At 70.6% G+C, this 13,012-nt stretch carries 8 protein-coding genes; all 8 read right to left on the reverse strand.

The features are described 5' to 3' along the window. Nucleotides 1-15: 15 nt before the first annotated feature. Nucleotides 16-3,726 carry a ThuA domain-containing protein gene (locus AB0P17_RS08695; RefSeq protein ID WP_365808886.1) on the reverse strand — a complete coding sequence of 1,237 codons (3,711 nt, stop codon included), beginning with the start codon at nt 3,724-3,726 and terminating at the stop codon, nt 16-18. A 411-nt stretch (nt 3,727-4,137) separates the two neighbouring features. Continuing rightward, nucleotides 4,138-5,142: a sugar phosphate isomerase/epimerase family protein gene (locus AB0P17_RS08700; protein WP_365808888.1), complete on the reverse strand. Its 1,005-nt coding sequence runs from the start codon at nt 5,140-5,142 to the stop codon at nt 4,138-4,140. A gap of 31 nt (nt 5,143-5,173) precedes the next feature. Next, a complete protein-coding gene (locus AB0P17_RS08705; RefSeq protein ID WP_365808890.1) occupies nt 5,174-6,439 on the reverse strand; it encodes a Gfo/Idh/MocA family oxidoreductase in 1,266 nt (421 codons plus the stop codon). Between the two features lie 194 nt (nt 6,440-6,633). Beyond that, nucleotides 6,634-7,674, reverse strand: coding sequence for a substrate-binding domain-containing protein (locus AB0P17_RS08710; protein WP_365808892.1), 1,041 nt, complete (start codon nt 7,672-7,674; stop codon nt 6,634-6,636). Between the two features lie 60 nt (nt 7,675-7,734). After that, nucleotides 7,735-8,676 carry an ABC transporter permease gene (locus AB0P17_RS08715; protein ID WP_365809120.1) on the reverse strand — a complete coding sequence of 314 codons (942 nt, stop codon included), beginning with the start codon at nt 8,674-8,676 and terminating at the stop codon, nt 7,735-7,737. 176 nt (nt 8,677-8,852) lie between these two features. Further along, complete coding sequence (locus AB0P17_RS08720) at nt 8,853-10,397, reverse strand: sugar ABC transporter ATP-binding protein (protein WP_365808894.1); 1,545 nt, start codon at nt 10,395-10,397, stop codon at nt 8,853-8,855. A 409-nt stretch (nt 10,398-10,806) separates the two neighbouring features. Then, on the reverse strand, nt 10,807-11,991 hold the full coding sequence (locus tag AB0P17_RS08725; RefSeq protein WP_365809122.1) for an ROK family transcriptional regulator: 1,185 nt from the start codon (nt 11,989-11,991) through the stop codon (nt 10,807-10,809). Between the two features lie 311 nt (nt 11,992-12,302). Next, nucleotides 12,303-12,983 carry a GntR family transcriptional regulator gene (locus AB0P17_RS08730; RefSeq protein WP_365808896.1) on the reverse strand — a complete coding sequence of 227 codons (681 nt, stop codon included), beginning with the start codon at nt 12,981-12,983 and terminating at the stop codon, nt 12,303-12,305. Nucleotides 12,984-13,012 lie beyond the last annotated feature (29 nt).

Raw genomic sequence — 13,012 nt, forward strand, 5'->3', positions numbered from 1 at the left:
CGGCGGTTCCGCCCGTCAGGAGGAGGGCAGTTCCTTGATCTGGATGTCGCGGAACGACACCTGGTCGTCGGCCCCGTGGTTCTGGAGGCCTATGTACCCGTTCTTCAGGCTGCGGGCCGGATCCGTGTTGGTGAAGTCGTTGATCTTCACTCCGTTGAGGAAGATCTGGAGCCGCTCACCCTGGACCTTGATCTCGTAGCTGTTCCACTGGCCCGGCGGGCGCAGCACCCGGTCCCTGGCCTTGACGTCGGCCGACTTGAAGCCGTAGACGGAGCCGGTGGTGCGGTCGGGGGTGTCGGTGGCGTCGATCTGCACCTCGTACCCGTTGTTCACCGCGGACCAGGGGTCCTCGGAGGCCGGGAAGCCCACGAAGACACCGGAGTTGTCGTCCCCGGCCATCTTCCAGTCCAGCTTCAGGGAGTACGCGCCGAACTCCTTGGCCTGGTACCAGAGCAGCCCCATGCCGCCCTCGGAGCGCAGTTCGCCGTCCACGATGTCGAACTTCCCGGGACCGGCCTGCTTCCAGCCTTCGAGGGTCTTGCCGTTGAAGAGGGAGCGGTAGCCGGTCTTCGGCTTGCAGTCGGCCTTGACCTGGCCGGCCGCGTACCGCAGTCCGCCGAGCAGGTGCTCCCGGAAGGGCGCCTCCGCGTACGACTCCTTCGTGTGGCCGCCCCCGGTGTAGAAGGACCGGCCGCCCTCGTAGGTCTGGCACCAGGCGATCGGGTGGTCGCCCTTCATCTTGCCGCCCTGGTAGGTGGTTTCGTCCAGGGTGGCGAGGACGCGGGCCTGACCGCGCGGGTTGGTGCGGTAGTTGTACCACTCGTCGGTGCGCTGCCACTCGTCGTCGAGGTGGGCGGTGGCCGGGTGGCCCTTGTCCTCGACCCGTACGGTGGCGGGCTGGATCGCCGGGTGCGAGTCGAAGTAGGCGCCGACGAGGCCGCCGTAGAACTTCCAGTCGTACTCGGTGTCCGCCGCGGCGTGCACGCCCATGTAGCCGCCGCCGGTGGCCACGTAGTTCTCGAACGCCTTCTGCTGGTCGGCGTCGAGTACGTCACCGGTGGTGGAGAGGAAGACCACCGCGTCGTACCGGGCGAGGTTGCTGGTGGTGAACTGGCCGGCCTCCTCGGTGGAGTCGACGGTGATCCCGGTCGTCTTCCCCAGTTCCTTCAGGGCGGCGACGCCCTCGGGGATCGAGTCGTGGCGGAATCCGGCGGTCCTGGAGAAGACCAGGACCCGCTTCTCGGTCTTGCCGGGGACCGCGTTGGACAGCTGGAAGTCGTCCAGGTCGTAGAGCGCGCCCGAGCCGCCCTTGAAGACCAGGAAGAGCTCGGTGGTCTTCTTCGGTACCGAGCGCAGCGGTACGTCGATGTCCTGGAAGGTCTCCCAGCCGCCGGTGACCGGGATCGGCGCGGAGCCGAGCAGGTTGCCCTTGGCGGAGCCCGTCCGTACCTCCAGGAAGCCGCCGGCGCCACCGGAGGAGATCCGGGCGGTGAGCGTCTTCGAACCGGTCAGGTTGTACGGCTTGAAGGAGATCCAGTCGCCGTTGTCGATGTCACCGACGGTCTTGCCGCCGTTGGCAGCGGCCTTCTCGACGACCGAGACGCCCGAGGAGTTGTTGAAGTGCTCGGCCTGCCGGTGGCGCGGCTGGAGCTGCGCCTGATCGTGGCTGGTGAGCGCGGCCTGGCCGCCGCCTCCGCCGTCGGTGTACTCGGCGTCGATCACACCGAAGATGTTGGCGTTGGGGTCGTGCTCGGTGTCGGCGGGTGCGGTGATGGTGCCTTCGCAGCCGTTGGCCGAGGTGATCGGGTGGCCATGGTTGTCATGGCCCAGGATGTAGCGGACGGTGACCTTGGAGCAGTCGATCGTCCCGTCCTCCGGGTCGGTGACCTTCACCTTGAAGGGGATCTCGTCCCCGAAGTTGAAGAGGTGGCCGTCCGCCGGGAGTTCGAGGGTCACCGTGGGCGCGGTGTTGCCGACGACCACGCGCACGGACGCCGTGCCGGTGCGCTCCGTCGGGTCCGTGACGGTGAGCCGCGCGGTGTACGTGCCGTTCTTCCGGTACGTGTGGACGGGGTTGGCGTCGGTGGAGGTGGCCCCGTCGCCGAAGTCCCAGGCGTAGCTGAGCTCGTCGCCGTCGGGGTCCTCGGTGCCGGCCGAGGAGAAGGTGACCTTCAGCGGGCTGGTCCCGGAGGTCTTGCTCGCCTTGGCCGCGGCGATCGGTGACTTGCCGCCGGTGGAGTTCTCGATGCGGTAGAGCGCGGAGTGCTCGTCACCGCCGAACCAGGAGAGGCCGTAGTCGAGGACGTAGAGCGCGCCGTCCGGGCCGAAGGCCGAGTCCATGACCTGGGTGCCGGTCCAGGGGAACGGGTTGATCTTCTCGACCGTGCCGTCCTCGCCCTGCTCGATCCGCTTGATCCACTGCCGGCCGAACTCGGTGGCGAAGAAGTCGCCGTCGTACTCCTCGGGGAACTTCACCGGGGAGTCGAGCTCGGCGTCGTAGCGGTAGACGGGGCCGGCCATCGGGGACTCGGAGCCGGTGCCGAACTCGGGCACGCTGCCGCCGTCGTAGTCGATCCAGGCGGGCTGGGCGGGCGGCAGATCGGTGAGCCCGGTGTTGTTCCGCGAGGTGTTCTTCGGCGCGGCGCAGTCGAAGGCGGCGCCGGACTCCTTGGTGGCGAAGTCGTAGTCGATGAACGGCTCGTTCTTGCCGACGCAGTACGGCCAGCCGTAGTTGCCGGCTCCGGTGACCCGCGCGAACTCGACCATGCCGGACGGGCCCCGGGTCGGGGAGGCGGCGCCCGCGTCGGGGCCGTAGTCGCCCACGTACACGATGCCGGTCTGCTGGTCGACGGAGATCCGGAAGGGGTTGCGGAACCCCATGGCGTAGATCTCGGGGCGCGTCTTGTCGGTGCCGGGGGCGAAGAGGTTGCCCTCGGGGACGGTGTACGAGCCGTCCTCGGCGACCTTGATCCGCAGCAGCTTGCCGCGCAGGTCGTTGGTGTTGCCCGCGCTGCGCTGGGCGTCGAACGCCGGGTTGCGGTCGGTCCGTTCGTCGATCGGGGTGTAGCCGTCGGAGGCGAACGGGTTGGTGTCGTCGCCGGTCGACAGGTACAGGTTGCCGTCGGCGTCGAAGTCGATGTCGCCGCCGACGTGGCAGCAGGTGCCGCGGGTGGCGGCGACGTCGAGGACCTTCTTCTCGCTCGCCTTGTCGAGCGTGCCGTCCTCGTTGAGGGTGAAGCGGGAGAGCCGGTTGATGCCGTCGAAGGGCGCGAAGTCGGCGGGCGTCCCGTTCTCGGGGGCGTCGCCGGCGGGGGTGTCGAGCTTGGGTGCGTAGTAGAGGTAGATCGCCCGGTTCTCGGCGAATCCGGGGTCCACCCCGACGCCCTGGAGGCCTTCCTCGTCGTGGCTGTAGACGTCGAGGGTGCCGGAGACCATGGTGTCGCCGCCGGCGTCGGTGATGCGCAGGGTGCCGTCGCGCGAGGTGTGCAGGACGCGGCGGTCCGGGAGCACGGCGAGCGACATGGGCTCGCCGACCTCGTCGGCGCCCTTGGCGAGGGTCACCTGCTGGAAGCTCTCCTCCGCGGCCGAGGGGGCCGAGGGGCCGGGCTCCGCGGCGGAGACGGGTACGGCGCTCAGGCTCGATCCGGCGAGCAGGGCGCCCGTCAGAAGGGCGAGGAGGTTTCTGGCTCGGGGGCGTTTGGCGGCTCGGGGGCGTTTTCTGTGCACGAAAGTCCTCCACAGTGGGCTGTTCGTACCTGCGGGGTGCCGGGAGGGCGCGCGGTCCCTCGCGCTCTCGCCTCCCCAGGGGGGTGCTCGTCCCGCACCCGGGTCCCCGTGGAGGTGGCCGTGTCACCGACGTGCGCCGTCACATCGGTGACCACCGTTGTGCTGTGTCGTGTTCGCCTTGCGTTGTTCTGTACAACTCAATCGTCATGGACGGTAGCCGTGTTCGTCCCGTACGGAAAGACCTTGCGCACGAGTGAAGTTGAACTTTTTCCAGTTTATGGACAAAGCGGCCCCCGGACAGGCGGGACCGCCCGGCGGCGCGAAACGCCGCCGGGCTCCGTATGTGGGGCCCCAGGTGCCCCGTACCGCCGGACCCCACGGGTCCGGAAGGCCCTGCTCCGACTGCTCCGCCTACTCCCCGCCCCCGAACGCGGCGTCGAACGACGCGCTCGGCGGGTCGAAGTCGAAGCGCTTGAGACCGGCGAGGGCCTCGGGCGCCCCGGCCAGCCGGTCCATGCCCGCGTCCTCCCACTCGACGGAGACAGGACCCTCGTAGCCGATCGACCGCAGCATCCGGAAGACGTCCTCCCAGGGCACGTCGCCGTGTCCCGCCGAGACGAAGTCCCAGCCGCGCCGCGGGTCGCCCCAGGGCAGATGGGAGCCGAGGCGCCCGTTGCGGCCGTCGAGACGCTTGCGCGCCTCCTTGCAGTCGACGTGGTAGATCCGGTCGCGGAAGTCGTAGAGGAAGTTGACCGGGTCGAGGTCCTGCCAGACGAAGTGGCTCGGGTCGAAGTTCAGCCCGAACGCGGGACGGTGGTCCACCGCCTTCAGCGCCTCGTGCGTGGTCCAGTAGTCGTACGCGATCTCGCTCGGGTGGACCTCGTGCGCGAAGCGGACCCCCTCGGCGTCGAAGACGTCCAGGATCGGGTTCCACCGCTCCGCGAAGTCCTCGTACCCCCGCTCGATCATGCCGGGCGGCACGGGCGGGAACATCGCGACGAGGTGCCAGATCGAGGAGCCGGTGAAGCCGACGACGGTGTCCACGCCGAAGGCGGCCGCCGCCCGGGCGGTGTCCTGGATCTCGGCGGCGGCGCGCCGCCTGACGCCCTCGGGCTCGCCGTCGCCCCAGATCCGGGACGGCAGGATGCCCTGGTGGCGCTCGTCGATCGGGTTGTCGCAGACGGCCTGGCCGACGAGGTGGTTGGAGATCGCCCAGCACTTCAGCCCGTACTTGTCGAGGAGCTGGTGGCGGCCGGCCAGATAACCGGGGTCGGCGAGGGCCTTGTCCACCTCGAAGTGATCGCCCCAGCAGGCGAGTTCGAGCCCGTCGTAACCGAAGTCACGGGCGAGCCGGCACACCTCCTCCAGGGGCAGATCGGCCCACTGGCCGGTGAAGAGCGTGAACGGACGTGGCATTCGGACCTCCTTCTAGGAATTACCGGAGTCTCTAGGAAAGCTTTTCCGCCGCTGCCGCCGCGGGCTCCTCGGCCGGCGACGCGTCGTGCCCCTGCGGTACGGGCGTGTACACCGCGTTCTTCGCCGCGCTGTCCTCCACCGCGGCGAGCACCCGCTGCACCTGGAGCCCGTCCTCGAAGGAGGGCACCGGATCGCGCCCGGCGGCCACCGCCTCGACCAGGTCGCGCACCTCGTGCACGAACGTGTGCTCGTACCCCAGTCCGTGGCCCGGCGGCCACCACCCCTCCAGATAGGGATGCTCCGGCTCCGTGACCAGGATCCGGCGGAAGCCGGACGAGGGCGCGGGCTCGGTGTGGTCGTGGAACGACAGCTCGTTCAGCCGCTCCAGATCGAAGGCGAGCGAGCCGAGTTCGCCGTTGATCTCCAGGTGGAGCGCGTTCTTGCGCCCCGAGGCCATCCGGCTCGCCTCGAAGGAGGCCAGCGCGCCCGAGGCCAGCCGCCCGGTGAACACCGCGGCGTCGTCCACGGTCACGGCGCCGGTCCCGGCACCTCCCGCCCCGGACAGGCCGGCGGTGGCGCCGCTGAGCACGGGCCGCTCCTTGACGAAGGTCTCGGTGAGCGCCGAGACCCCCACCAGGGGCTCCCCCGTCAGGAACTGCGCCAGATCGACGATGTGCGCGCCCAGGTCGCCCAGCGCCCCCGACCCGGCGTGCTCGCGCTTGAGCCGCCAGGTCAGCGGGGCCGCCGGATCGGCCAGCCAGTCCTGGAGGTACGTGATCCGCACATGGCGAAGGGTGCCGAGCCGGCCCTCCTCGATGAGCTGCCGGGCGTACGAGACGGCCGGCACCCGGCGGTAGTTGAAGCCGACCATGGCGAGCTGGCCGCGGGAACGCGCGGCCCGCGCCGCCCTGACCATCGCCTCGGCCTCGGCCACCGAGTTGGCGAGGGGCTTCTCGCACAGGACGTGCTTGCCCGCCTCCAGCGCGGCGATCGCGATCTCCGCGTGGCTGTCCCCGGGCGTGCAGATGTCGACCACCTGCACATCGTCGCGCGCGATCAGCTCCCGCCACTCCGTTTCGGCGGCGGCCCAGCCGTGTCTCTCGGCGGCGGCCCGGACACCGTCCCGGTCCCGGCCGCAGATCGCGGCGAGCACGGGCCGCATCGGGAGGTCGAAGACGTGTCCCGCGGTGCGCCACCCCTGCGAGTGGGCGGCTCCCATGAACGCGTATCCGACCATGCCGACGCCGAGTGTCGGCGGTGCACCGGCTGCTTGCTCCGCCGCTTCACTGGAGGTCATACGGAGTACTCCTCGTCTCTCGCTCGGTGGGGGGTGGCCTGGGGTCTGTCGTCCGGATCCGGCCGGGCTCGCGTGCCCTCAGTGACATCAGCCGCTGACGCGGCGGGCGCTCCCTGATCCGGCCCGATCCGGACGACAGCCCCTGACCCGCCCGTGCCCCATCCGGCACGGGCGGGTCCGCTCCAGGCCCTGGACTAGTTGAAGCCGGTGGGCAGGTACTGGTCGACGTTGTCCTTGTCGACCACGGCCGAGTAGAGGGTGACCGAGGCGGGGATCTCCAGCTCCGCCATCCCGCTGATGCCCTTGGCGTTGCCCAGGGCGCGGGCCAGGTCGATGGCGGAGGCGGCCATCGTCGGCGGGTAGAGAACGGTGGCCTTGAGCACACTGTTGTCGGCCTTGATCGCGTCCATCGCCGCCTTGGCCCCGGCGCCGCCGACCATCAGGAAGTCCTTGCGGCCCGCCTGCTGGATGGCGCGCAGCGCGCCCACGCCCTGGTCGTCGTCGTGGTTCCACAGCGCGTCGAAGGAGGACTGCGCCTGGAGCAGCTGCGCCATCTTCGCCTGGCCGGACTCGACGGTGAACTCGGCCGCCTGACGGGCGACCTTCTTGATGTTCGGGTAGTTCTTCAGCGCGTCGTCGAACCCCTGGGTGCGCTGCTGGGTCAGCTCCAGGCTGTCGACCCCGGCCAGCTCGATGACCTTGGCGTTCGGCTTGTCCTTGAGCCGCTGGCCGATGTAGTTGCCGGCGCTGACGCCCATGCCGTAGTTGTCGCCGCCGATGTAGGCGCGGTACGCCTGCGGGTTGGAGAAGATCCGGTCGAGGTTGATGACCGGGATCCCGGCGCGCATGGCCTTCAGGCCGACCTGGGTGAGCGCCTTGCCGTCGGCCGGCAGGATCACCAGGACGTCGACCTTCTTGTTGATGAGCGTCTCGACCTGGCCGATCTGCGCGGCGATGTCGTTGGAGCCCTCGGTGATGTCGAGCGTGATCTCCGAGTACTTCTTGGCGCGCGCCTTGGCCTGCTCGTTGATCGCGTTGAGCCAGCCGTGGTCGGCCTGGGGCCCCGCGAAACCGATGGTCAGGGGCTTGCCCGGCTTGTCGTCGGCGGCGGGCGCGGTGTCGGCCGCCGTCTCCTTGCTCGCGGCGGGCTCGTTGCTGGTACAGGCGGTGAGGAGGGCACCGGCGGAGATCGCGGCGGTACCGAACAGCAGTCCTCTGCGGCTGGTTTCTGGCATGGCGGTTCAACCCTTCGGATAGGGCAGTACGACAACAGGGAGCGGGTGCGAGGCGGGAGGTCAGGCCTCGCCGTTGCGCGCGGTGCGGCGCTGGACCAGTACGGCGGCGACGATGATGGCGCCCTTGGCGATCTGCTGGACGTCGCTCTGGAGGTTGTTCAGAGCGAAGATGTTGGTGATCGTGGTGAAGACGAGGACCCCGAGGACGGAGCCGACGATGGTGCCACGGCCCCCGCTGAGCAGCGTGCCGCCGATGATCGCCGCGGCGATGGCATCCAGCTCGTAGAGGTTTCCGTTGGTGTTCTGTCCCGAGCCCGCCAGGATGATCAGCAGGAAGGCCGCGATCCCGCAGCACAGCCCGGACAGGAGGTAGAGGTAGAGCCGCTGCCTGCGGACGTCGATCCCGGCGAGCCGGGCGGCCTCGGCGTTGCCGCCGACGGCGACGGTGCGCCGGCCGAAGGTCGTACGGTTCAGGATCAGCCAGCCGATGACGGTGACCAGGGCGAAGACCAGGACGAGCGGCGGGATCCCCAGGAGGTACGAGTCGGGGACGCCGAGGTCGAGGACCGAGTTCACGGTGACGATCTGGGTCTTGCCGTCGGTGATCTGGAGCGCGAGCCCCCGGGCGGAGGCGAGCATCGCGAGGGTCGCGATGAACGGCACCATCCCGCCGTACGCGATCAGCACGCCGTTCACCAGGCCGCAGCCGAGTCCGACGAGCACCGCGGTGAAGAGGATCCCGGCGAATCCGTACTCCTGGGTGGCCAGGGTCGTGGCCCACACCGAGGCGAGGGCGACGATCGCGCCGACCGACAGGTCGATGCCGCCGCTGGTGATCACGAAGGTCATGCCGACCGTGACCACACCGATAACCGACGCCTGGGTCAGCACCAGCTGGAGGTTGCTGGTGTCGAGGAACTGGTCCGGCTTGGTGATGCCGCCGACCACGATCAGCGCGGCGAGCACCCCGAGCAGGGAGAGGTTACGGACATCGAGACGCATCCCGAGGTCGCGCCAACCGCCGCCGCCCTGGGGCGACGTGGCGGCCTGCGCGGCCTTGGTGGTGTGCCCGGCGTCGGCCGGTGCGGCCGATGCGGCCGGCTTGGCGAGCGAAGTGGGAGGCCCGGACGCGGGGGCGTCTTCGGGCCCGCCCCGCCGTTCCTCGGAGGCGGGCTGTGTCATGGCGTCGGACTCCCTTCCATCACAAGATCGAGTACACGGTGCTCGTCCAGCTCCTGGGCCGGCGCCCGGTGGACGACCTGGCCCTCCCGGAGCACGAGCACCCGGTCCGCGAGGCCCAGGACCTCGGGGACCTCGCTGGAGACGAGCAGTACGGCCAGGCCTTCGTCGGCCAGCCGGCGGATCACGGCGTAGAGCTCGGCGCGGGCGCCCACGTCCACACCGCGGGTGGGTTCGTCGAGCAGCAGCACCCGGCAGCCGCGCAGCAGCCAGCGCGCGAGCACCGCCTTCTGCTGGTTGCCGCCGGAGAGGGTACGGATACGGGCGTCCGGATTGTCGGGACGCAGGGAGAGTTCCCTGGTGGCGGCCTGCGCGGCGGTGCGCTCGGCGGTGTGGTCGAGCCAGCCGCCCCGGGAGAAGCGGCCCAGCGACGACACCGACACGTTGCGGGTGACGGATTCGAGCAGCAGCAGGCCCTGGGCCTTGCGCTCCTCGGGTGCCAGACCGAGCCCCGCGCGGACGGCGGCGCGCACACTGCCGGGCCGCAGCGGCACCCCGTCGACCAGGACCCGGCCGGCGCTCGGCCGGCGGGCCCCGTAGATCGTCTCCAGGATCTCGGAGCGCCCGGAGCCGACGAGTCCGGCAAGCCCGACGATCTCGCCGGGCCGCAGTTCGAGGTCGACCGGGGCGAACTCCCCTTCCCTGGCGAGCCCTTCGACGCGCAGTACGGGTTCGGGGCGCGCGGCGCCGGTCTCCGTACCGGAGTCCCCGGGCCGCTCGGGGAAGACGTACTCGACGTTCCGCCCGGTCATCAGCGCGACGACCTCGCGGGTCGGGGTCTCCTTGGCCGGCAGCGCGACGGCGACGGTGCGCCCGTCCTTGATGACGGTGACCCGGTCGCCGATGCGCCGGATCTCCTCCAGCCGGTGGGAGATGTAGATGACGGCGACACCGTCGGCGGTGAGGGTGTCGACGATGCGGAAGAGGTTGTCGACCTCGTCGGGGTCGAGGGCCGCGGACGGCTCGTCCATCACGATGAGCCGTACGTCGTGGGAGAGGGCGCGGGCCATCGAGACGATCTGCTGCTGGGCGGCGGAGAGCGAGCCGACGGCGCGGGTGGCCTGGATCTCGGGGTGGCCGAGCCGGGCCAGCAGCGCGGTCGCCCTGGTCCGCGCCTCACGGCCCCTGACCACGAACCCGGCGGTGGTCGGCTCGTGCCCGAGGAAGATGTTCTCGGCGACCGACAGCCCTTCCACCAGGTCGAGTTCCTGGTAGATGGTGGCGATACCGAGGCGCATCGCGGCGATGGGCGACTTGAGGGTGACCGTCTCGCCCTGCCAGGTGATCACACCGCCGTCGGGCTGGTGGGCCCCGGCGAGCGTCTTGATGAGGGTGGACTTGCCGGCGCCGTTCTGGCCGAGCAGACAGTGCACCTCACCGGCCTCGACCTCCAGGTCCACACCGTCGAGGGCGCGGACACCTGGGAACGTCTTGGTGATGCCGGACATGGTGAGCAGCGGGGTCGGTGGTGGAGGTGGTGCCATGGCGAATCCCCTCGGCGGATAGCGGCCTGCCTGCGGGACACGGCGGCCCACGGGCAGGGTGCGGGGTACGGATACGGCGCGGCTCGTGCGAGTGTTGCGGCTCGTGCGAGGTGCGGTGTGCGGTGTGCGGTGTGCGGTGTGTTCACCGCTCCTGCGAGGCGCGAGGTGCGGTGCGCGGTGTGCGGTGTGTCGTACGTGGTGCGGCTCGTACCGGTGGGTACGGATCACGCGGTGGCGCGGTCTGTGCGGGTGATACGGGTGGTGCGGCTCGCACGGTGGCACGGTGGTGCGGGTGGCGCGGTACTTCCGGTGGGACCCAGGTCCCGGTAGGTACGGATGGTGCGGATGATGCGGTGGTGATGCGGGTGGTACGGGTGGTGCGGGGTGGATCAGTGGTGCTGCACCGGCGTCAGGCCGGTGAGAACAGGTGGTCGCTGATGAGCCGGGCCGCGCCGGTGACCCCGGCGGTCGGGCCCAACTCGCCCAGGACGATGGGGAGATTGCCAGTGGCCAGCGGCAGGGACTGCCGGTAGACCTGGGTCCGTACGCTGGCCAGCAGGGTGTGGCCGAGGCCGGTCACCCCGCCGCCGATCACCACGAGCCCGGGGTTGAAGAAGCTGACGAGGCCGGCGATGACCTGGCCGACGTGGTTGCCGCCGGTCCGGATGAGTTCGAGCGCGGCCGGGTCTCCGGCCGCCGCGGCGGCGGCGACGTCCACGGCGGTGAGCGGTCCCCCCGACTCGGCCAGCCGGGTGGCCAGTTCGGGTGAGCGGCCGGTGCGGGCCGCGTCCTCCGCGTCCCGGGCGAGCGCGGCGCCGCTGAAGTACGCCTCCAGGCAGCCCTTGTTGCCGCAGGCGCAGGGGCGCCCGTCCTTCTCGACCTGGATGTGGCCGATGTCGCCGGCGCTGCCGGTGGTGCCCCGGTAGACATCGCCGGCGACGACGATGCCGCAGCCGATGCCCGTACCGATCTTGACGCAGAGGAAGTCGCCGACGGAGCGCGCGACGCCCGCGTGCTGCTCGCCCATCGCCATCAGGTTCACGTCGTTGTCGACCATGACCGGGCAGCCCAGCTCCTGGCTGAGCGCCTCCCGCACGGGGAAGCCGTCCCAGCCGGGCATGATCGGCGGCGCGACCGGCACGCCCTCGGGGAAGCGCACCGGGCCCGGCACCCCTATCCCCGCGCCGTCGAACTCCTCGGCCAGCCCGGTGACCTTGAGCTTGGCGGCCATGACCAGGACCTGCTCGAAGACGGCGACGGGGCCCTCGCGGACGTCCATCGGGTGGTTGAGATGGCCCAGGACCTCCAGCTCGGCGTTGGTGACGGCCACGTCGATGGAGGTGGCGCCGATGTCGACACCGAGGAAGCGCATGCCGGGCGCCAGCCGGATGTTGTGGGAACGCCGGCCGCCGCGCGAGGCGGCGAGTCCGTCGGCCACCACGAGGCCGGTCTCCAGCAGCCGGTCGACCTCGACCGCGAGCTTGGAGCGGGAGAGGTCGACCTGGTCCCCGAGCTGGGCACGGGAGTTGGGTCCACCGTCACGGAGCAGCCGGAGCAGCCGCGCCTGGTGAGCGTTTGCGGGTCGTGCCGTCATGCGTCTCACGCGCCCCTCCCCGCCTTCTCGGCCGTATACGTCGGTGTATGTGGGTGTACGTCGGTGTGGGCGACCGGGCCCTTCGGTGAGCCCGTGCGTCGCGCTTTCGAGGGAACGTAGCAGCGCTTGCCCACGGTGGGAAGAAGTTGCGCAGGAATCGGTATCAACTTTCTCCACACCGAGGACAAAGCAGGGGACGGACCACCAGGCGGATCCGGAGAACGCGAACGGCCGTCACGCGGATTCCGCGTGACGGCCGGGGAAGGCGGTGCCGGGGTCGGCCGGGGCGCGCCCCAGGGACCTGCCGGAGGTCAGGAAGCGCGTTCGCGCTGGTGGTACGTGGTGCGCGTGTGCTCCGTGTGTGCCTTCATGATCTCGGTGGCGCGTCCTTCGTCCCGCGCCGAGATCGCCGCGATCAGCTCACGGTGCTCGATCCAGGACTGCGTGCCGCGCTGCCGGGCGACCGGTGTGTAGTACCAGCGGACCCGGCGGTCCACCTGCGCGGCCAGCTCGGCCAGGACGAGGTTGCCCGCCAGCTCCATCACCTTGGCGTGGAAGGCGGCGTTGGTGGCGACCGCCAGGTCCACGTCGTCGTCGGCCACCGCGCGCTCCCCCTGGGCGCACAGCTCCTCCAGCGCGGCGATCCCCGCCGTGCCGGAGTTGGCGGCGGCGAGCCGGGCGGCGTCCGCCTCCAGCAGCGTACGGACCGAGAGGAGCTGGTCGGCCTCCTCCTCGGTCGGTTCGTGGACGAACGCGCCCTGCGCCGGGCGCAGATCGACCCAGCCCTCGGTGTTGAGGCGCTGGAGCGCCTCGCGCACCGGCTGCCTCGACACCCCGAGATGTCCCGCGAGTTCGCTCTCGACGAGATGCTGGCCCGGCTGGAGCGCCCGGGTCGTGATCAGTTCGAGCAGGGCCTCGTAGACGCGCTCCCGCAGTGGTCCCGGTCTTTCGAGCCTGGGCACGGATCCTTGCGCCAACTTCGCGGACAGCATCGCGGTCCCCCTCCTGGCCGGCAGTGTCG

It is taken from the genome of Streptomyces sp. NPDC088124 (assembly GCF_040685895.1).
GTDB lineage: Bacteria > Actinomycetota > Actinomycetes > Streptomycetales > Streptomycetaceae > Streptomyces.

Bases quoted from the DNA above. Each gene is read 5' to 3' on its own strand.
- AB0P17_RS08700 (WP_365808888.1), bottom strand. From the start codon at position 5,142: ATGCCACGTCCGTTCACGCTCTTCACCGGCCAGTGGGCCGATCTGCCC.
- AB0P17_RS08730 (WP_365808896.1), bottom strand. From the start codon at position 12,983: ATGCTGTCCGCGAAGTTGGCGCAAGGATCCGTGCCCAGGCTCGAAAGA.
- AB0P17_RS08705 (WP_365808890.1), bottom strand. From the start codon at position 6,439: ATGACCTCCAGTGAAGCGGCGGAGCAAGCAGCCGGTGCACCGCCGACA.
- AB0P17_RS08720 (WP_365808894.1), bottom strand. From the start codon at position 10,397: ATGGCACCACCTCCACCACCGACCCCGCTGCTCACCATGTCCGGCATC.
- AB0P17_RS08715 (WP_365809120.1), bottom strand. From the start codon at position 8,676: ATGCGTCTCGATGTCCGTAACCTCTCCCTGCTCGGGGTGCTCGCCGCG.
- AB0P17_RS08725 (WP_365809122.1), bottom strand. From the start codon at position 11,991: ATGACGGCACGACCCGCAAACGCTCACCAGGCGCGGCTGCTCCGGCTG.
- AB0P17_RS08710 (WP_365808892.1), bottom strand. From the start codon at position 7,674: ATGCCAGAAACCAGCCGCAGAGGACTGCTGTTCGGTACCGCCGCGATC.